The organism is Anaeromicrobium sp. (genome assembly GCF_025210435.1).
GTDB lineage: Bacteria > Bacillota > Clostridia > Peptostreptococcales > Thermotaleaceae > Anaeromicrobium.
The window spans coordinates 1-20448 of sequence record NZ_JAOART010000045.1; the positions used below are offsets into that span (position 1 = coordinate 1).

Sequence of the window (20448 nt, forward strand, 5' to 3'; positions counted from 1 at the left end):
ATTATGAGTTTTAAAGCGAAAGTCTATATTATGCATAAATTCCATCCTCTCTTTATTCTCTTACTTCTATAATAATGGAATTTATGATAGATTTTTATACTTTATATTTGGTAAAATTAGTTATGCGAAATATGAGATATATTTATCAATAATGCTTATATACTACCTTTCTAGTTACTAGAAATTGATGAATGGGCACACCTAAGAGAACCCTCCAACAATTAATTAGTGGAGGGTTTAATCGGTGGAATCAGGTAATGTGAAAAAGTTTGTGTTCTAAAGAAAACAAACTTTTTTACATTACCTATTCTACGTCTATATTAATTCTAGATTTTTCATAACCTCTAACAATTTATCAATATCAATAGGTTTGGCTGCATAGGCATTTGCCCCTTTTTCAAAGGAATCATCAACCACTTCCCTTTCTGATAATGCTGTAGCCATAATTATTTTAGCCTCTTTTTCTACATTAAACTGGATTTCTATATCACGAATTGTTTTTAGTACCTTAATCCCATCCACTTTAGGCATCATAATATCTAAACATATTAAATCATAAGGTTCTTTTTCCTTTAAAGCTATCATATATGCATCAATTGCTTCAATACCATTAACCACCAAATCGCATTCCCCATATTCAGCCAATACTTTCCATAGTAATTTTCTACTAATCATATCATCTTCTGCAATTAATATTTTTAGCATACGTTCTCTCCTTTTCAATAATTTATTATACAATGGATATATGTAGTTATATATTAATATTTTGAATATGACTTTCATTCCAGCACTTTACACATATGGTAAAGAAAAAATCAGAGCCCCTATTTAGTTCACTGATAAATTTAAGTTCTCCACCAAATTTTTCAACAATATTTTTTGATATTGCAAGGCCTAATCCTGCCCCACCCTTTTCCCTTGTAAATGATCCATCTGCCTGAATAAAACTTTCGAACAACTTATGAGTATCTTCCTTATTAATTCCAATACCCGTATCCTTAATGTGGAATTCAATAGTCATTTTTTCACTATCATATTCTTTCACTTTATAATCAAGTAAAACTTCTCCCACATCAGTAAATTTAATGGCATTATCTACTAAATTCGTAAGTAATTGTTTTAATCGAACTTCATCTCCAATGATATACTTCCTCTCTTCAGACCAGAGTTTAACAAATAATTGAACATTCTTTTTTAATGCCTTTGGTTCATTTTCTTTCTTAACTTCATTTAATACCTCTCCTATATGCATTTTTTTGTGATTTAGCTCAAATTTACCTACTTCTATCTTAGATATATCTAAAACACTGTTAATAATTTGTAATAGGTTTAAACTAGAAACTTTTGCTATCTCTAAGTTTTCTCTAAGGTCATCTTCTTTAATCTCTCTTTTAGTTAAATCAATCATACCTATTATGCCATTAAGAGGTGTCCTTATTTCATGACTCATATTTGATAAAAACTCACTTTTAAGTCTATTTCCTTCTTCTGCTTCTTTCTTTGCTTTTTTAATTTTTCTCTCATAATTCATTTGTTCCGTAGTATCTTGAATCATGATTAATATATGTGCCTCAGCATTTCTATATGTTTTAACAAATTCCACTTGATAATCTCTAGGCACATGTTTACCATTAATATAATGTGAAAATTTCACCTTAATTCTATTAAGCCCTTCCTTATTCTCATTGAGTAAACGTATATTCCTTTTAAGTTTGCAATCTTTACATGCATGAGCAGAACCACAAATGGAATCTCTGGCATTACTGCATTTTAACAGGTTTCCAAGGACCTGTGTTCCTTCTTTCATACTTGAAACCCCAAATTTACACATCATAAATGGATTAGTCTTTAATACTTTTCCATTTTTATCTACAATCACGATACCTAATGGTAATGAATTAAATATTGATTCTAAATTATACTTTTGCTCTAGATTGTCCTTTTCTAATTTCTTCAATCTCGTAATGTCCCTAAAGCTAATTACTACATGGTCATTCATTTCCATTCTAATTAATGATACACTTGCTGAAATATATTTCTTTTCTCCTGGGGATATTACAAGATATGAATCTTTTTCTAATCCCCTTCCATTTCCTGTTAAACGGACACTTTTAATTACTTCCATAATGATAGACTCACTATTATCTGTTCTTATATTAAAAACTTGATTTACAGGTATCCTATCTTCTGAAATTATTCTTTTACCAATAATTTCAATTGCCTTTTCATTCATATATTCAATTTCATTTGACTCATTAAGACATATTACCCCATCACCTAGAGCCTCAAGTATCTTATAATAATCCATATTACCCTTCATATAGCATAACTCACCTCAAATACTTAACTATATAATGCCCCATTAACTCTAATGAAGATTGCTTCGTTATTCCATTCAAATCATATGCTGCCTTTGGCATGCCATAAACAACACTTGATTTTTCATCTTGTCCAAGGGTTATGGCTCCTTTTCTTTTCATAAGTTTTATACCTTTAGCTCCATCATACCCCATTCCTGTTAATATTACACCTAATGCCCTTTCTCCTGCTTGTTCGGCAATAGATTTAAATAGCACATCAACGGATGGACAATGACCATTTACCTTTTCCCCTCCAAATACTTTTAAAAAATAACCATCCTTTCTTTTTCTCACTTGTACATGTTTATCTCCTGGTGCAAGATAAATATGATTTCTTTTTATAATATCACCATTTATAGCTTCTTTTACATTAAAATGTGTCTGATTATGAAGGCGTTGTGCAAACATTTTAGAAAAAATTGGTGGAATGTGTTGCACTATTACAATTCCAGGTAAGCCCTTTGGTAATTGCTCCAATAGCTTATAAATTGCGTCTATCCCACCTGTTGAAGCACCAATACCAATAATTTCATGTTGCCTAATCTCCCTTGGCATATTGTGCCTTGCACTTTCCTTAGGCTCACCTATTAAAATATTAGCCTTTGAAGCCCCTTTAATCTTTCTAATAAGTTCTATAATGAATCTTTGAACATCCTTTGGTGAGTTGGCATCTGGTTTTGATACAAAATCAACAGCTCCAGCATCCATAGCATCAAAGACTTTATCACTTATGGAACTCACTACAATCACGGGTATTGGATACTGTGGTATGAGTCTCCTTACAAACTCAATCCCATTCATTTTGGGCATCTCAATGTCACAAGTAACTACATCTGGTTCAAACTCTAGAATTTTATCTCTAGCATGAAAAGGATCAATAGCTGTAGCAACCACTTGAATATTTGAATCCGTAGCTACTCCCTTTGCCAAAATTTGTCGAAAAACAATACTATCATCTACAACTAACACTCGAATAGGCATAATCCCCCCCCTATCACAACTTTCGGTAGACAGCTGGTTTCACATACTTAAACCTTGTCTTATTACGGTCTATAGATTCAGAATGACCAATAAACAGGTATCCTCCATATTCCAGACTATCATACATCTTTTCAACAAGTTCATTTTTTGTATCATTATCAAAATAAATCATAACATTTCTACAAAAAATCACATGTAGTTTTTTCTTAAAAGGAAAAACTGGTTCTAATAGGTTAAATCTTCTAAAGATAACTTCCTTCTTCAAAGTATCCTTTATTTCATATCTATTGTTTCCCACCTTATTAAAATAATTTAACACCCAAATTTTGGGTAATAAACTAATTTTTTCATTATTGTAATTACCCCTTTGAGCTTCTTTCAAAACACTTAATGATAAATCCGTTGCTAACAATTTCTTGTCCCATAGATGTTCTTCATTCTTGAAAAAATCCGCCATCAAAATTGCTAAAGTATAAGGTTCTTCACCTGTGGAACTTGCAGCACACCATATGCGAAGATCTCTGCTTGTTACTGTCTTTTTTAAGTAGGGTAAGACGATTTGACTAAAATAATTAAAATGCTCTGGTTCTCTCATAAAGTATGTATGGTTAGTTGTTACTTTATCTATTAAACGGCTAAGTTCTTTACCCCCTGTATCATTTTTCAGATACTTATAATATGCCATAAAATTATCTATTCCAAGTTCGTTTAATATACTACTGAGTCTACCGACTAGTAGTGTTTTTTTCTCATTTTTTAGATTAATACCACTATGTTCCTTAATATATGATGATAATAATCTAAATTCACCATCTGTAATCTTAATCATTTATACACCTACTTTTTTAAAGGGAGGTTTTACCTCCCTTTATCATTCTATATTTCCTCTTTATCTCTAGTACTTTTCAAAGTCAGAATCGCTTAGTAGTATTTTTTTTGTCTTCTTAAATTCTTCATTTTCCCCATTATTAGATTTCATATTTTCAATCATCCTTAGAACATCTGGATTAATACTTTCTTCACCGTATTCTCTCCCTGATTTCACTTCCTTTAATTTGAATATGGCCACTTGAGATTTCAACATATGTGCTTGACCTGATAATTCTTCACTAGCTGCAGCTGTTTCTTCCGATGTTGCACTGGTTGTTTGGACAACATGAGAAATTTGTGTAATTCCTTGATTTATTTGATCTACTGCTAAGGCTTGTTCACTTGATGCTATAGCAATCTCTCCAACAAGTTCAGTAGCCTTAGATACACCTTCTACAATTTTATTGAGTGCTTGTGCCGTTTCACTAGCTATCTTTGTTCCACATTCTACTTTATTAATAGACCCTTCTATCATTGCTGTTGTTTCCTTAGCTGCATTGGCAGATCTAGCAGCTAAATTTCGTACTTCTTCAGCTACAACTGCAAATCCCTTTCCATGTTGACCTGCTCTAGCTGCTTCAACAGCCGCATTTAATGCTAAGATATTTGTCTGGAATGCAATATCATCAATAACTTTAATGATCTTTGAAATATTGTTGGATGAATCATTAATTTCTCCCATTGCCTTTAACATATCTGTCATCTGCTCATTACCCTGTTGTGCATATTTTTGGGCTGACATGGACATCTCTTTTGCCTTATCCGCATTAGATGCATTTTGTCTTGTTTGAGAAGCAATTTCTTCTATGGAGGCTGTTAATTCCTCTATTGAGCTAGCTTGTTCTGTTGCCCCTTGAGATAAAGACATACTAGAATCAGACACTTGCTTCGAACCTGATGCTACTTGATCAGAGGCAGAATTAATATTTCTCATAACATGATTAATATTATTAGTCATCATTTTAAAGGCTTTAGCCAATGATCCTACTTCATCTTTAGAATCAAGATGAATATGAATGTCTAAGTTACCATCAGCAATACTATTTGCAGCTAGTACCATTTCATTAAGAGGCTTACTGATAATTTTAGCAATGAATATGCCCAGACTAATAGCAACAATCACTGCACTAGCAATTAAAATAGTCATTGTTTTAATAGATTTTTTTGTTAATTCCTCATTTTCTAGTGCCTTTTCTTTAGCATCTTCTACTTTCATAGATACTAACAAATCAATGGCATCTTGTTCTGCATCTGCTGCAATACGCAGATGACCCTTTATGAGTTTATAAGCTTCTTCATCTTTATTCTCAATACACAAATTATAATACTCTTCTAAATAGGAACCGAAATTAGCTCTTGCTTTCATAAATTCTGCAAAAGCCTCTTTCATATCTTCTGATAATGCCTTTTCTTTAAATCGAATAGATAAAGAATTTAGCTCTCCTACAATTACCTTAATATTTTCATATCTCGCATCAATTTTCTCTCGATCATCTTCTAATATCATTTCTCTCATATTCACACGAGCTTTTTGGAACAACTTAGCCATTTCCGCCGATTCACCTAAAGGCACAGTCATATTGGTATATAATATGTAACCATTTTTATCAACTTTTTTAATATTATTCATACCTATTACTCCAACAACCCCTGCCAAAATAGCTACAATAATAAATGCACTAATTAATTTTATTGTTATCTTCATATTTAAAAACCATTTCATCTTCATACCCTCCCTATTCATTTGAACTCTTCAATTCATCCATCTCACTTTCATTTAATAATTTCTCACAGTCTAATATGAGTATTACATTATCATTACATTTCCCTATACTCTTTATATATTTTTGACCGCCAGTATTTAAATTTGGTGGAGGAACAATATCCTCATTCCTAATAGGAAGTACTTCAGATACAGCATCTACAATAATTCCAATGGACAATTCTAAAACATCAATAACAATAATACATGTGCGGTCATTATATTCTTTTGGTTCCTTGTTAAATTTAATCCTTGCATCCATTACAGGTATAATCTTACCCCTAAGATTAATTATTCCTCTTATGAAATTTGGTAACTCTGGTATTAGGGTTATAGGCTGTATTCCTACTATCTCTGTCACATACATAATATCAATTCCATAATATTCATTTCCTAAGGAAAAAGTAAGGAATTTTCCCTTTTGTGTATCCTCTTCCAATTCGTAGAGGACATTATTCATCTCTTCACCCATATGTTCACCTTCCTTTTCTGAGTACAATTTAAAATTTATCTTTTATAAGTATAATTCACCCACATCTAGTATTAGACTAATGCTACCATCACCTAGTAATGTGCACCCTCCTAATCCTTTTATTTTTCGGTACTTTTTTATATAATTGGGTAAGGATTTTACAACCACTTGTTGTTGACCCAAAAGTTCATCTGCAAATATGCAAAAATTACATTCACCATCCTGTACCATAATGAGTATTCCATCATTGAAATCCTTTATTTCTGTAGGAATTTTATAAAAATCGTGGAGTCGTAAAATGGGATAACAACGGCCCCTTACCATAATCATTTCTTGTCCTTGTGTATCACAAATGATTTCATTATTCTCTGGTCTAAAGGATTCTTCTATTGTCATAATTGGAATAGTAAATCTTGTCTCTCCTACTTTTATATTCATCCCTTCAATAATTGCAATGGTCAAGGGGATTTTTAATATGATAGTAGTTCCATGGCCTAGTTCACTATCTACAATAACTGAGCCACCTATACTTTCAATATTCTTTGTGACAACATCCATTCCAACTCCCCTGCCTGAAAATTCAGTCACCTTCTGCTTCGTTGAAAAACCAGGATGTAATATTAAATTGTAAATTTCCCTATTACTCATTTCTTCAAAGGGTCTATTCACTAAACCATTTGAATCTGCTTTTTCATATAAAGCCTTCTTATGAAGACCTTTGCCATCATCTTTAATAATAATGAGAACATCACTTCCTGAATTTTTAGCTTCAAGTACAATTGTTCCTTGTCTATTTTTCCCGTTTTCTACCCGTGTCTGTTCATCTTCTATGCCATGATCAATAGCATTACGAATAATATGCATTAAGGGATCTGCGATTTTTTCAATAATATTCTTATCAACTTCAGTTTCTTCTCCATAAACATCTAGCTCAACGTTTTTTCCTAGTTTTCTTGTCATATCCCTAACAATTCGATGCATTTTCATAAAGGTAGTTGATAGTGGTACCATACGAATTGCCATAACTAGATCTTGCAGTTCTCCAGAAATTTTATGCAATTGCCTTGAGGCCTTATGAAAACTCTCTATTTCCAAACTTGTCACTTCTGGATTTTGAGTTACCATGGCTTGTGCAATAACAAGTTCCCCAACCATATCCATTAATTTATCTAACTTATCAACATTAACACTTATAATATTTTGTTTTGTTGACAAAGATACTTCTTCCTTCTTAGATTTCTTTTCGACATACTTTTTAGATGTTTCTGGTATCTTTATCTCTTCAGATATGTCTTTGTCTTCATATAACTTGGATAATTCTTTATAATCAGAATCATTTATTTCATCAAATTCAAGATTCTCTAGAAAAATAGTACTTTCTAGATACTCCTTAATCTTTTTACTTTCACTTTTAGACTTAATTGCTAATAGGAATCCTTTGGATCTAATCTCTTCTGCTGACTGCTCATTTTCAATAATATCATTTGGTTTATAATGAACTTCCTCAACTAAATCCACAATATTATGAACAACTGTATAAGACCTTATATTCTCCATTTCACAATCTTTTTTAAAATGAATCTTTGCCTTATAATACTTCACATTCTCCTCTTTACTACTTTGCCTTATATAATACTTTTGTTTTTCATCTATAGTTTTCTTATTCCCATTAGAATTTTTCTCTTCAATATGATTTTCCTTTTTTACCCTTTCAAGATATTGTGATACTTTTTCTATTAATTCTAAATTATCACCATCTGGTGTTTCCCCTTCGCTAATCTTCATCAATTCGATTTTAAAAAAATCAATGCTCTCTAATATAATATCTACTAATAAAGTAAAATCATATTTTACTTGTGGATTTTCACGTATGACAAAAAAGATATCTTCCATATGATGTGCTAAAAGACTCATATCATTAAACATCATCATTGCTGAGGACCCTTTTACCGTATGCATGGACCTAAAAATCTCATTAATACACTCTTGTGAAAATTCTCCTGATTTTTCACTGGTAATCATCAACTGTTCTAGGGTTTCTACTATTTGGGAAGTTTCATAGACATAAACTTCTATCATTGGCTCATCAATGTACCAATTGTTCATCTAACCTCCTCCTTTTAATTACTTAGCTACTCCATCCAATACCTTTACTAATTTGTCCCTTTCAAATGGCTTTACAATAAAAGATGACGCACCACTTATAATGGCTTCTTTTACCATGACTTCTTGGCCCAAGGCTGATACCATAATAACTTTTGCGTCTTTATCAATCTCTTTAATCTCTTTTAATGCTTCAATTCCTGTCATATTAGGCATAGTAATATCCATTGTTATAACATCTGGCCTATACTTTTTATATTTTTCTACTGCTTCAGCACCATCACACGCTTCTGCAACAATTTCATAATCATAACTTTCCAACATTTTTCTGATGGACACTCTCATAAATAATGCATCATCCACAATCATCAATCTTCTCACGGATATCCCTCCCATCCAGTTAGTTAGTACTAACTAACTGTATTTTACCATAAAAAAAAACGAACTGTAAAGAAACAATTCGTTTTTTGTCATATTATGGTGAATAAACAGGTAATCTCATAGTAACCATGTGAGCCTACTTGAGAAAAAAAATTTTAATATTTTTTCCTCAAGTAGGCTCACATAAAGCAAGTTTATAAATAATAAATCTATATTAGACATAATTTTTTTAATACCTCATTAAATTTTTCTATATCTATTGGCTTCCAAGCATAAGCTTCACATCCACACTCATATGCCTCTTTAACTGTTTCCTTATCATTTAATGCAGTAGTCATTATAATTTTAGCTGGTTCAAACCCTTCATCTAGGGAAGTCCTTTCTATCTTTCTAATGATTTTTAAAGCTTTAATTCCATCTACTTTAGGCATCATAATGTCCAAACAAATCAAATCATAAGGCTTCTTCATTTCAATAGAATTCATAACTAAATCAATTGCTTCCATCCCATTCATAACCACATCACATGTACCATACTCTGATAAATATTTTTTCATAAACAACCTACTAGTCAAATCATCTTCTGCAATAAGTATTCTCATTATTTACCTCCTTTGGTATTTTAACTATAAAAGTTGTCCCTATTTCCTCTTCAGATACGAAGGTTACATCCCCATTTAGGTACTTGTTTAATAATAGTTTAGAACCATAAATACCAATGCCACGACCTTTTCCTTTAGTTGAATGGCCCTTCCTAAACAATTCTTTTTTCACTTTCTCAGGTATAACTTCAACATTATGAACGTGAATCTCATAAAATCTATCTTCCTGTTTGATCTGTATTTCAATTCCTTGTCCCGTTTCATTGGCTTCAAGGGCATTTTTTAATAGGTTAATAAGGATACGTCTCAAAAGACTTTTATCAGTTTTAATGATTTTTTTTCCTTCAAAAGAATTTAGTTTAATGGGCACTTGATAAAATCTTTCATCTTTATTCATGAAATTAATCACATCTTCACATAATTGGCCTAGGTCAAAATCCTTAATAGAAGGTGATAAATCATCCTTCTCAGCATGGGTAATATTCCTTTGATATTCAATATCATCAATAATATTTTTCACATATACTTCAAGCATTTGAATTTCTTCATTTTCTCTAAATTTATCATTCCCTATACGTAGTAATCTAATCACATTATATAAACTTGAAGCAGTATTTAATATATCATGAAAGAAAACCCTCTCCATGTTATATTTCTCCACTTCTGAGCTCTTTTCTACTAATGCCACCATATAATAATTTTCATTACCTAATTTTAACTGTTTAACCTTTTCACTGAAGGTTGATTTAATTTCAAGGCCTTCTATAAGGGATATGATAGACACATTTCCTTCTTTGGACTCACCTAAATGAATTGCCTCTACCACTAGATTTCTAGCTGCACAGGAATCACATTCTTTTGCATATCCACATCCATATTCTGATATTTTAGAGTATTTACACTTTACTAGTTTTCCTGGTTTAATCCCTAATATTTCATTTGATGATACATTTAACTCCTTACATAAAACTTTATTCATAAATATAATTTGCCTATTTTCATTCAATATAAATACAAAAACATTCATACCATTTAGTACTTGTACTAACAAATCATTCTGTTCAATATTTTTAAGTTGTCTTTCAAGTTCATTGGTAGTTGATATTTTTTTATTTACTAATTTACTCATAATACACCTGATTTCCTCATACTAATTTTCCTATAAATTTAATTAATCTCTCATCAAGGGGATAACTCTTATCCATTATCCTCCACTCATAGACTTGGGAGAATATTGTTCCATTAATCAAACTTGCCATTTCTCTTTCATCATATTGGTTCATACAGCTAAATTCTGTGGAATCTTCTTTTATGATACTTTCTAAGAAGAAAATACGCCTCTTTACAATTTCCTGCATTCTCTCTTTAGTTCTTTCTTTATACTGGTACAGATCCATAGAAAACATAATCGTTGTAAGTTCTGAATAGTTTTGATATAACTCTGCAAATCTTTTTACATAAAACTCAATTGCCTCTTTACCCCTTAATCCTGATTCTTTAATCGTATTGATTATCTTCTCGTCGTAACTGGCATATTCCTCAATAATATGATTAAGAATATCCTGTTTACTTTTAAATTGTCTATATAATGCAGGCTCTGTAACTTTCTGAAGTTTAGCTAATTTCTTAGTAGTAACTCCATTTGTCCCTTCCGCATCTAATAATTCTATGGCACTAATTAATATTTTATCTTTCCTTTTTAACATCTTTCCACCTCGTTAGTCTTTACTAACCTAGTATATCATAAGTAAAAAAATATTACTATATTAAAATCCCCAATAAAAATACTCCTTACTGGCTTTAATTTTATTATTAATTATCGCCAATAAGGAGTATTTATTTCGTTATAGCACAAACTTTTTTACATTTCCTTACCCTACAATATAAAGATAATTATCCAAACTAGCATCTACTGCTTTTTCAATTATTTTTATAAAGTCATCATAATTATCTTCTACACTTGCTTTTTCTAAAGCATTCATATATTCGCCCCTATCTTCCATCTTTATTACACAGATGGGATATCCATTTTTCATTAATATTAAATTTGTAAGAAGTCGTGCACTTCTGCCATTTCCATCTATAAAAGGATGTATATAGGTATACTTATGATGAAATATAAAAAAAGGCCATGGCCATATTCGCAAAGAAATAAGCTCAGTATTTAAATTTATAGATGATAATAAAAGTATCCATGATATCAAATTAATGTGTACGGTGCTTAAAGTTTCACGAAGTTCATATTACAAATATCTTAATAAGGTAAAAAGTAATAGAAGCATTGAAAATAGAAAAAAGAAATAAATTAAAAATCCAGTATACTAATTTTAGAGTTAGTTATACTGAATTTTATATAAGACAAAACCAAATACTCATACAATTTAATTAAACTTATTTATAACTTCTAGTATGAAATTAAAATCTTCAATTTCCCTATTCTGTTTTTATTAATATCTTGAATTATAAATTTAATATTTTCATACTCTATAGTTTCTCCTACATCAGGTAGTCTACCGATTTTATCAATTACTAATCCACCAATAGAATCAAATTTATCTGATTGCAAATTAACTCCAATTAACTCATTGATAACATGAATTTTAGTACTACCATGGACCATAAATTCACCATCTTTTATTATTTGAAATTTCTCTTCATAATCACCATACTCATCTTCAATGTCCCCTACAATTTCTTCAACTAAATCTTCCATTGTTACAATTCCAGCAGTGCCACCATATTCGTCTAATACAATAGCTATAGGAATTCTGTTGTCTTTCATTTCTTCAAAAATTTCAATAGTTTTTTTGAATTCATAAGTGAAATATGGTTTCTTCATGATTTTTTTTATGTCAAACAAAGACTTGTCCTCTAAAAAGATCAAGTCCTTTACATTAAGAACTCCTACAACATTATCTGCACAATCCTTATATACAGGTATTTTAGAATATTGTTCCTTTCTAAATATTTCTATAACTTCATCATAACTAGCAACATCACTTACAAAACATACGTCAGTTCTATGAACCATAACTGTTTTTACATGGGCGTCTGTAAACTTGAAAACATTATGAATCATTTCTCTTTCTTCAATTTCTAAGACACCTTCTTCATGACTAACATTAATCATAGTTTTTAATTCACTTTCAGTAATAAGCACTGATTTTTTTTCAGTTTCTCCACCCAGTAATCGAACCAGAAAATCAGTTATTAAAGTAATTAATTTAGTAATAGGAGTTAACACAATCATGTTCATATACATAACTTTAGATACTTTTAATGCAACCTTTTCTGAATGCTGTGCTGCAAGTGTTTTAGGTGTTATCTCTCCAAAAATTAAAACGAGTAAAGTCATTATAATGGTAGAAATTGTGACACCAATATTTCCAAAATAGGATATAGCCAAAGAAGTAGCTAAAGCTGATGCTGCAATGTTCACAATATTGTTTCCTACTAAAATACTACTTAGAAGTCTATTTGGATTACTAATTAATTTGTGAACTAAATTTGCTTCTTTCATACCTTCTTCAAGCATATGTCTAATTTTAATTTTATTTAGTGACATTAATGCTGTTTCTGAAGATGAAAAGATAGAGGATGCTAATAACAGAATTATTAACAAACTAAAATGCCACATACTGTCTGCTTCCAATACTAACCCACTCCTTCATTTAATTAAATAATTATATAATAAAATGACTACATAATTTCTCCATTAGTATACCCTCCCTTTGTAAGAATATGTCTGATGAATTCCTTATATTTCTTTTCATCTTATGAAATCTTAGCAGTTATGGGTCTAAGCCAAGTATATTCTCCTAATGACCCAGGTGTACTCTTAGCTTCCTATAATTTTACTCAAGATGCTACTCCTTTAGGTAATATGGATATAGAAAAAGCTATCAAAATTGATAGCTCAAAAACTATATATTCAATTGTTTCGACAAAGCCTTCATGGCTAATAGAGTTTCCTCCATTAAGTAATTCATCTCCCAACCTAAATTCTTAGCCCCTTCCTTTATAACATCTCTAGAACAACCTGCTGCAAAGGATTTATCTTTAAACTTTTTCTTTACTGATTTCACTTCCATATCCGAAACACTCTTTGACGGTCTCATTAATGCTGCTGCACCAATTATTCCTGTAAGTTCATCTACAGCAAAAAGAATTTTTTCCATCATATGCTCTGGCTTTACGTCAGTTTTAGTTATACCATATCCATGACTTACTGTAGACCTAATAACAGATTCATCAATACCAAGTTCTTTCATCATATGAACTTGTTTTACACAGTGTTCTTCCGGATATAATCCAAAATCAAGATCATGTAAAAGTCCTACTACTTCCCAAAACTCAACCTTTTCAGGATCATGCTTTTGAGCAAAATACTTCATAACTCCTCCAACTATTTGTCCATGTAAAATATGAAAACTCTCCTTATTGTACTTCCTTAGAATTTCCAATGCCTCTTCATAATTTGGTATATATGCCATTTTTATCTCTCCTCCCTTTTAATCTTCAAAAAAATCTTTTCTCACTTGATCCATTGCCAACTCGTATTTGGTTCTTTCCTTTTGGGAAAGCACATTTGAATATACATTAATCATTAAATCATGTACAATATAATCTTCCATTATATCTATTACCCCAAAATCATTAGTCCAGGTAACTTGACTTTCTTCTCCTCTGGAAATTATACCAGTGATAGCCTCTTTCTTATCAATAATAATAATGATATAACGTTCATCCTTTTCTTTAAGGTATGTTTCTAATCTTCTGTGGATAAGTACATCCTTCAATTTGTTATCATATCCAAAATAAATGCCTTTAATTTTAATTCCACCATCTATGGCCCTATTAAAATATTCTTCCAAATCCTTATACTCTTCCTGCCAAATAGAAATATCAATACGTTCTCTTGCCTTTTCAAGCAACAATCCAATAAATTGGAAGATATTCTTTCTTCCTGTTATAACTTTAGAATCATATTGTTCTTTGCTCTTTACGAATAACTGTTTTGTTTCCTTCTCCACATGTTCAATAATGGATTCGTAGTTCTTCTTTAACTTTTTAACTAGCATATCAGGTTCTAAGGGATAATAGACTGTGCCATTTTCAGTGGTCTTTTCAAAAACTAGTTGTTTTTTTGTGAGACCATCTAGTACTTCATATATTCTAGACCTAGGTACTCCAGAATTTTTACTCAGTGTATAACCATTTACAGGCCACTCCTCTAGAAGTTTCAAATAAGCTTTTGCTTCATATTTGTTAAGTCCAAGTTGTTTCATTTCCTCTATTAAAATCAGCTGATCATCCATAATTTTCCTCCCTTCTAAATAACATAGAAGACCCCTCCTTCTTTTTAGTGTACACTATAGTAACTACTATAATGCACGAAGAATCATTTGTCAACTACTCTATTGTTGCTTCCTAATCTATTCCCATGCATTTCTTCCAGTTTTGTGTTTTAACATTCTGTTTATTTTGTTCATTCTCTTGTACAATAAAAAAGCTTGATCTAGGGCTGGTTTACAACCAACTCTATTATGCAAGGAAACTAACTTGTCAGCCCTATCCCCTAATTCACTCCAAAGTTTTTTCATGTGACTCATATTCATCTTCCTCCATGTAATTTGACAAATTTATCTCTTGAAGTATTATTTACAAAATTATCTTTAGTTGAAAAAAAGATGACTCCTGTCTAATATAGAAATCATCTTCTTAATTTGCATAATTTTTTCACTATTCTTGGAAAAGGAGGCATGTTATCCATCTAAAATTCTCCTTATCACATTTTGCTTTAATATTTTCAATATGTGCTTTTTAAACCAGTTCATCTACACATGTATATTTTTGTAGTTTTAAATATAGCTTATCCACTTCTTCAAAATTCCATATTAATACCACCCCTGATTTTTGCCCTTATGCTCTTTTGTTCTTGGTAAACTTATGTAGATATTTCCTTCGTCCTTTAGTATGGGTTATATAGAATTTAAATATTCTTAAATTTTATATAATATAAATTTCCTACACCATATACAGGAATGCTCCACATTCATCTTTACTAGCCTATCTAATACCCTTTAAAGGATGATGATAATACTATATAAAATTATTATCCCATATAAAATTATACCCCCTTTAGCAATAAAGAGGGTATATTAATTTACTATCTAATTATATAATTTTTCTATTTCTTCCCTAGATAATTTAGTTGCCTCAACTATTTTATCTATATTTAGTCCTAATCCTATTAAATTTTTAGCTATGGCTATTTGCATCTCAATCTTGCCTTTAATAATTCCCTTTTCAATTCCTTTTTCAATTCCCTTTTCAATTCCTTTTTCAATTCCCTTTTCAATCCCGCGTTTTTCTACTTCTGGATCATATAGTGTTTTAGTCATGGCTTTTACCTCCTCATCTAAGTTTTTGTTATTTCCATATTTATCATTTAAATATTCAAACAAATTTCCTATGGCCAGTAATACCTTGTGCAAATCCTCTCCATCCATCTCTTCTTTATCATAAAGTTCTTTGGCCTCTTTTGCTATTATTTCTGCCACTTCTTTAGCTTCTATTACTGTGTCCAACAATTCTTTTGTTATTGTATTTTTATTTTTTCTTTTTATTGAGTCCATCTTATATCTAAGTTTAAATATTTGAAGTGGTAATAAAGGATACATCTTCTCCTCTATTATCTTTTTATCATCATATTCCCAATACTTCATTACAGGTACCACATAACTAACCTCCTGCCCATCTGGGAATACTAATCTCATTTTTAATTCATCTTTTATATTTTTATTTTGTTCTATAAATATAACTAATTGTTTTGGAATATGAATTATCGTTTCACTAGATTGTTCATATTTAGCTAATTCTTTAGCTTTTTTAAATCCATATTCAAACATTCTTATTATCATTGTGCTATCATTTTTAGTTTGCAATTCTATATGATAATGATAAGGTTTTTTATCCTTAGATATTTTTAAAAATAAATCTCCCCTTATAATATCGTACTCATCTGATATGAATTCATTATTTTCAAAGGTTACTTCTGTTTTTTCTACTTCAAACTTCTCATGAAATAAACTATTCATCATTTGAACTAATACTTTTTTTGATACATTAAATAGTGATTTTAATACTTCATCTAATTTTACTCTATCTTCTACTCCATCCTTTGCCACATTATCACCTTCCTATTTATATTATATCAAAGCTAGCTATTTTCCACAATTCACATTCCCTATTATCATTAATATATGAATTGAATTTTTAAAAAAGATGACTCCTGTCTAATGTAGACATCATCATCTTCTTAATATGCATAATTTTTTCACTATCCTTGGAAAAGGACACAGATTATCTAACTGAAATTCTCCTTATTACATTTTTGCTTTAATATTGTCAATGTTTGTGGTAGGAACCTAGTTTTTCAAGATATGAAAAAGTCAAAACTTCTCCATAGTTCCCTTTATCTAATAATGTTTTAAAAAAGCTATTTCCACTAGCTACTTTATAGTCAGAATCCTTATACCTAATATATTTAGGTATCATCATCATTCCAAAGGCTAGTGAGAAATAAAATATCAAAATTCCCATATTAATATCACCCCTAATTTTTCCCCTTATGCTCTTTCATTCTTGGCAAACTTATGTAGATATTTCCTTTGTCCCTTAGTATGGGTTATATAGAATTTAAATATTCTTAAATTTTATGTTATATTAATTTCCTCCACAGTTTGCCTAAATAACTAACCCCTCTAATTTCCTGGTATTTCCTTTTTCACCTGTATTTTTAATTTATCTTTTAATTTCTTAGTACATTGAATAGCTAACATTTAAACAACTCCATTCTTAATTTTTCCATTCCAATGTTCTATATAAACCTCATAACTTTTCACAGAAGTAAGAAACGGAAATTCTTTATTATCCCAAGATCCATTATTCACTTTGTATTCTACTTAACGAAAAGAAAATACTCATTTATAGTTTAAAATATCTTTTATTATTTCTCCACAGTCAAAAGTTATTAAGTTATATCTAAAAAATATCCATATTTATTTTAATACATAAACATTTCACCCCATCTATCTTAACAACCATCTCCACATGTGCCTTGATAGATGATAATACTATGGGAAATTATTATGCCATATAAAAATACACCCCCTTGAGGAATAAAGAGGGTATATTAATTTAATAGCTAATTATATAATTTTTCTATTTCTTCCCTAGATAATTTAGTTGCCTCAACTATTTTATCTATACTGAGCCCTAATCCTATTAAATTTTTAGCTATGGCTATTTGCATCTCAATCTTGCCTTTAATAATTCCTTTTTCAATTCCCTTTTCAATCCCACTTTTTTCTACTTCTAGATCATATAGTGTTTTAGTCATGGCTTTTACCTCCTCATCTAAGTTTTTGTTATTGTATTTTTATATTATATCAAAGGTAGCTATTTTCTACAATTTAGGCTCACATACGGCAAATTTCCCTATATAGATTTCGTAACACTAAGATTTCTTTATACAGTAACTTGCCTATAAGGGAAAATATATTGAAAATCTTTGGAACCCTGGAACGTCACAACATCCTATGCTACTCCGACATGACTCATGAACCTATCTACGGAGATTCACACTTTCGCTTGTGACAAGGACTTGGGTGGAAAAGATTTTCAATATATTTTCCTGAAATAGGCCCGCATAAAGCAAGTTTATACACCAGAAATCTATAATACTTCTATACTTCACTTGTTTTAGAAAAACTAAAGCCCTAGTCAAAAGCTAGGGCTATTCATACTTATTACTTATTTGGTTCATAATTTGGATTAGCTATCATAAATTTACCTATCTCCAATAAATCATCTTCATCAATCGTGTCATTTGCTACAATATCCGTATTATATTTTGTAAGCTCAGCAGATTTTGGATCTTTGTTTAGGTGTCTGGCATCAATGCCTAGATCCAAAAGGGTAAATTCACCACTATTATTTACATCTGTTACTGCTTCTATAATTATGGTAGCTTCATCACATTCTTCATCTTTTAAATCCTTCTCCATTTGGATACCATCAGAAACTCTACCCTTTATAATATCAACAAGGGCTTCTCCTGTACTAATTCCTTTAAATTTCAATTTCAGTAACTTTTTCTTATCATTAATAATATTGCTCTCACCTTTACTTGCTAGAATAAACCTTAGTTCACCATTCTTTTCATCCTTATGTACTAGTTTTATTCCATCTAACTCTTCAGGATGTAAATACTCAAGTTTCTTACTATCATATGTTATTTTAATATCTTCAGCTGCAATCTCATTAATATTATCAATAACTAAATTAGCATACACCTCTTCACTTACTCTTATTTTTTCTTTTTCTGGCTCTATGTCTAATATGCTTTTCTTTTCCTCATGATAAGATTTTAATGTACCATGTATATCTATAGTATCCATCACAATATTTCCATCACTGTAGGGTTTATTTTTTTCTATAGAAACTACATGTTCTCCCTCTGCGAGTTTTGGACTTTGATAATATAATATATATCCATCAATGAGTTGTTGAGGAGCTGAAAAATTGTATAGTTTTCCATCAACATATACATTTACATTCTTATTTCTTCCATCATGGTAACATTGGCTTAATAATCTGAACTGAGTTCCTGTAAATTGGAATTTAACACCTGATTTTTTCGTCGTATCTTTTGAGTAATGGATTCCTCCCTTGGAAAAATACGAGCTGCCATCATCTATATCTCCCATATTTTCATAAACAAGCATAGTATTATCATCGTCATATCTTTTCCAACCCTCTTCTGGTTGTATTAGATTCTCACCCAGACTAGCAGCATAAACTGATACTCCAGAATTTAAAAATACAAATGATAACAGCACTAAAAGAACCAGCATCCTCCTAGAAAGTTTTTTTCTCAAAATAATCATCTCCTCTTCTTCATTTATATCTTAGATTATTGTAATATATTGTCACATAATATATAAGACTGTTTATTTGTGTATTTTGTCGATATAATGGAAATTTTAAGCATTTTTTAGAATTAAATTACATAATTACCAATATATTCTTATATATAAGGCATAAAAAATGAAGGAATTGGGTACCCAATTCCTTCATTTTTTCATTTGTATCATATATGCTTTTACCCAATCTTCTCTTTATTTCTAAAATCATAACCATCCTTAATTAATTCAAAATGGCCTATATCCCTTGTGAATACTCCTATTTCCTAGATAATTTAGCAACCGTCTCCACATGTGATGTGTGCTAGGTGTAGATTCTTTATGTACTAGCTTATATATTAATTCGCTACAATATAAATCAAGGGTCTATAAAAAATAATGTTAATACCAAAATTCTATTATGTCATATTTTAAGAATATTATGTAGCAAGTTTGCTACAAGTTCAGTCTATTTTACGCGTTGAAACATTGGATGACTTTCTTTAAATTGAACTAAGTCCCATAAGTTTCCGTATAAATCTTTGAATACTGCAACAATACCATAGGATTGTTCTTTTGGTTCTCTAACAAATTCAATTCCTTTTGCTATCATATCATTATAGTCTCTCCAAAAATCATCTGTCCCAAGAAATAAAAAAACTCTTCCTCCTGCTTGATTACCAATGAAAGCTATTTGTTCTGGTTTTGAAGCCCTTGCAAGTAATATTGTAGTTCCTGACGAGCCTGGTGGTGATACTACTACCCAACGTTTATCTTGCTCTGGTTGATATGTATCTTCAATTAACGTAAAATGAAGTTTTTTTGTGTAAAACTCAATGGCTTCATCATAATCTTTAACAACCAAAGCAATATGTACAACAGTTTGTATCATTTTATTACCCCTTCTTTCTTTATAGAATACAAAACCTTATGTCACAATATTCTACAA

Annotated in this window: 21 protein-coding genes and 1 pseudogene; all 22 read right to left on the bottom strand. The window is 30.5% G+C overall.

What is annotated here, in order from left to right; translation table 11 throughout:
* Positions 1 to 315: 315 nt before the first annotated feature.
* The 22 genes and pseudogenes from N4A57_RS05300 to N4A57_RS05405 all read right to left on the bottom strand — a co-directional run bounded on the left by N4A57_RS05300 (position 316) and on the right by N4A57_RS05405 (position 20391).
* Entirely contained in the window at positions 316 to 705 is a 390-nt protein-coding gene (locus N4A57_RS05300; RefSeq protein ID WP_293656600.1) for a response regulator, read from the bottom strand.
* 46 nt (positions 706 to 751) lie between these two features.
* Positions 752 to 2320 carry a PAS domain-containing sensor histidine kinase gene (locus N4A57_RS05305; protein ID WP_293656601.1) on the bottom strand — a complete coding sequence of 523 codons (1569 nt, stop codon included), beginning with the start codon at positions 2318 to 2320 and terminating at the stop codon, positions 752 to 754.
* 10 nt (positions 2321 to 2330) lie between these two features.
* Complete coding sequence (locus N4A57_RS05310) at positions 2331 to 3341, bottom strand: protein-glutamate methylesterase/protein-glutamine glutaminase (RefSeq protein WP_330671454.1); 1011 nt, start codon at positions 3339 to 3341, stop codon at positions 2331 to 2333.
* 13 nt (positions 3342 to 3354) lie between these two features.
* The gene (locus tag N4A57_RS05315; protein WP_293656603.1) at positions 3355 to 4170 is read right to left on the bottom strand and encodes a CheR family methyltransferase; all 816 of its coding nucleotides are present in this window, start codon (positions 4168 to 4170) and stop codon (positions 3355 to 3357) included.
* A gap of 66 nt (positions 4171 to 4236) precedes the next feature.
* Positions 4237 to 5934, bottom strand: a complete 1698-nt coding sequence (locus tag N4A57_RS05320) for a methyl-accepting chemotaxis protein (protein ID WP_293656604.1) — start codon at positions 5932 to 5934, stop codon at positions 4237 to 4239.
* Positions 5935 to 5947: 13 nt separating this feature from the next.
* Positions 5948 to 6472, bottom strand: coding sequence for a chemotaxis protein CheW (locus N4A57_RS05325; protein WP_330671455.1), 525 nt, complete (start codon positions 6470 to 6472; stop codon positions 5948 to 5950).
* A 15-nt stretch (positions 6473 to 6487) separates the two neighbouring features.
* The gene (locus N4A57_RS05330; RefSeq protein WP_293656605.1) at positions 6488 to 8551 is read right to left on the bottom strand and encodes a chemotaxis protein CheA; all 2064 of its coding nucleotides are present in this window, start codon (positions 8549 to 8551) and stop codon (positions 6488 to 6490) included.
* Positions 8552 to 8569: 18 nt separating this feature from the next.
* Positions 8570 to 8929, bottom strand: coding sequence for a response regulator (locus N4A57_RS05335; protein WP_293656607.1), 360 nt, complete (start codon positions 8927 to 8929; stop codon positions 8570 to 8572).
* A 209-nt stretch (positions 8930 to 9138) separates the two neighbouring features.
* Positions 9139 to 9531, bottom strand: a complete 393-nt coding sequence (locus tag N4A57_RS05340) for a response regulator (RefSeq protein ID WP_293656609.1) — start codon at positions 9529 to 9531, stop codon at positions 9139 to 9141.
* Positions 9506 to 10660: an ATP-binding protein gene (locus N4A57_RS05345; RefSeq protein ID WP_293656611.1), complete on the bottom strand. Its 1155-nt coding sequence runs from the start codon at positions 10658 to 10660 to the stop codon at positions 9506 to 9508. Before N4A57_RS05345 ends, N4A57_RS05340 begins: the two co-directional genes overlap by 26 nt.
* A 16-nt stretch (positions 10661 to 10676) precedes the next feature.
* Positions 10677 to 11237: a TetR/AcrR family transcriptional regulator gene (locus N4A57_RS05350; protein ID WP_293656612.1), complete on the bottom strand. Its 561-nt coding sequence runs from the start codon at positions 11235 to 11237 to the stop codon at positions 10677 to 10679.
* A gap of 165 nt (positions 11238 to 11402) precedes the next feature.
* Positions 11403 to 11567 (bottom strand): hypothetical protein, encoded by a 165-nt coding sequence (locus tag N4A57_RS05355; protein ID WP_293656748.1) that lies wholly within the window; start codon positions 11565 to 11567, stop codon positions 11403 to 11405.
* Between the two features lie 39 nt (positions 11568 to 11606).
* A pseudogene (locus tag N4A57_RS18500) lies at positions 11607 to 11735 on the bottom strand (hypothetical protein); the annotation flags it as partial.
* A gap of 200 nt (positions 11736 to 11935) precedes the next feature.
* Positions 11936 to 13183 carry an HlyC/CorC family transporter gene (locus N4A57_RS05365; protein WP_330671456.1) on the bottom strand — a complete coding sequence of 416 codons (1248 nt, stop codon included), beginning with the start codon at positions 13181 to 13183 and terminating at the stop codon, positions 11936 to 11938.
* A 271-nt stretch (positions 13184 to 13454) separates the two neighbouring features.
* A complete protein-coding gene (locus tag N4A57_RS05370) occupies positions 13455 to 14024 on the bottom strand; it encodes a hydrolase (RefSeq protein ID WP_330671457.1) in 570 nt (189 codons plus the stop codon).
* A gap of 18 nt (positions 14025 to 14042) precedes the next feature.
* The gene (locus N4A57_RS05375; protein WP_293656614.1) at positions 14043 to 14849 is read right to left on the bottom strand and encodes a TrmB family transcriptional regulator; all 807 of its coding nucleotides are present in this window, start codon (positions 14847 to 14849) and stop codon (positions 14043 to 14045) included.
* A gap of 117 nt (positions 14850 to 14966) precedes the next feature.
* Positions 14967 to 15143 carry a hypothetical protein gene (locus N4A57_RS05380; RefSeq protein WP_293656616.1) on the bottom strand — a complete coding sequence of 59 codons (177 nt, stop codon included), beginning with the start codon at positions 15141 to 15143 and terminating at the stop codon, positions 14967 to 14969.
* Between the two features lie 561 nt (positions 15144 to 15704).
* Positions 15705 to 16721: an Rpn family recombination-promoting nuclease/putative transposase gene (locus N4A57_RS05385; RefSeq protein ID WP_293656618.1), complete on the bottom strand. Its 1017-nt coding sequence runs from the start codon at positions 16719 to 16721 to the stop codon at positions 15705 to 15707.
* 220 nt (positions 16722 to 16941) lie between these two features.
* Positions 16942 to 17136 carry a hypothetical protein gene (locus N4A57_RS05390; RefSeq protein WP_293656620.1) on the bottom strand — a complete coding sequence of 65 codons (195 nt, stop codon included), beginning with the start codon at positions 17134 to 17136 and terminating at the stop codon, positions 16942 to 16944.
* A 604-nt stretch (positions 17137 to 17740) separates the two neighbouring features.
* Positions 17741 to 17935, bottom strand: a complete 195-nt coding sequence (locus N4A57_RS05395) for a hypothetical protein (protein ID WP_293656621.1) — start codon at positions 17933 to 17935, stop codon at positions 17741 to 17743.
* A 409-nt stretch (positions 17936 to 18344) separates the two neighbouring features.
* Positions 18345 to 19475: a cohesin domain-containing protein gene (locus N4A57_RS05400; RefSeq protein ID WP_293656623.1), complete on the bottom strand. Its 1131-nt coding sequence runs from the start codon at positions 19473 to 19475 to the stop codon at positions 18345 to 18347.
* Between the two features lie 493 nt (positions 19476 to 19968).
* Positions 19969 to 20391, bottom strand: a complete 423-nt coding sequence (locus N4A57_RS05405; RefSeq protein ID WP_293656624.1) for a VOC family protein — start codon at positions 20389 to 20391, stop codon at positions 19969 to 19971.
* Positions 20392 to 20448: the final 57 nt, after the last annotated feature.

Bases quoted from the DNA above. Each gene is read 5' to 3' on its own strand.
- N4A57_RS05355 (WP_293656748.1), bottom strand. From the start codon at position 11,567: ATGAAAAATGGATATCCCATCTGTGTAATAAAGATGGAAGATAGGGGC.
- N4A57_RS05300 (WP_293656600.1), bottom strand. From the start codon at position 705: ATGCTAAAAATATTAATTGCAGAAGATGATATGATTAGTAGAAAATTA.
- N4A57_RS05305 (WP_293656601.1), bottom strand. From the start codon at position 2,320: ATGAAGGGTAATATGGATTATTATAAGATACTTGAGGCTCTAGGTGAT.
- N4A57_RS05390 (WP_293656620.1), bottom strand. From the start codon at position 17,136: ATGGGAATTTTGATATTTTATTTCTCACTAGCCTTTGGAATGATGATG.
- N4A57_RS05345 (WP_293656611.1), bottom strand. From the start codon at position 10,660: ATGAGTAAATTAGTAAATAAAAAAATATCAACTACCAATGAACTTGAA.
- N4A57_RS05350 (WP_293656612.1), bottom strand. From the start codon at position 11,237: ATGTTAAAAAGGAAAGATAAAATATTAATTAGTGCCATAGAATTATTA.
- N4A57_RS05375 (WP_293656614.1), bottom strand. From the start codon at position 14,849: ATGGATGATCAGCTGATTTTAATAGAGGAAATGAAACAACTTGGACTT.
- N4A57_RS05380 (WP_293656616.1), bottom strand. From the start codon at position 15,143: ATGAGTCACATGAAAAAACTTTGGAGTGAATTAGGGGATAGGGCTGAC.
- N4A57_RS05310 (WP_330671454.1), bottom strand. From the start codon at position 3,341: ATGCCTATTCGAGTGTTAGTTGTAGATGATAGTATTGTTTTTCGACAA.
- N4A57_RS05405 (WP_293656624.1), bottom strand. From the start codon at position 20,391: ATGATACAAACTGTTGTACATATTGCTTTGGTTGTTAAAGATTATGAT.
- N4A57_RS05320 (WP_293656604.1), bottom strand. From the start codon at position 5,934: ATGAAATGGTTTTTAAATATGAAGATAACAATAAAATTAATTAGTGCA.
- N4A57_RS05315 (WP_293656603.1), bottom strand. From the start codon at position 4,170: ATGATTAAGATTACAGATGGTGAATTTAGATTATTATCATCATATATT.
- N4A57_RS05340 (WP_293656609.1), bottom strand. From the start codon at position 9,531: ATGAGAATACTTATTGCAGAAGATGATTTGACTAGTAGGTTGTTTATG.
- N4A57_RS05370 (WP_330671457.1), bottom strand. From the start codon at position 14,024: ATGGCATATATACCAAATTATGAAGAGGCATTGGAAATTCTAAGGAAG.
- N4A57_RS05395 (WP_293656621.1), bottom strand. From the start codon at position 17,935: ATGACTAAAACACTATATGATCTAGAAGTAGAAAAAAGTGGGATTGAA.
- N4A57_RS05330 (WP_293656605.1), bottom strand. From the start codon at position 8,551: ATGAACAATTGGTACATTGATGAGCCAATGATAGAAGTTTATGTCTAT.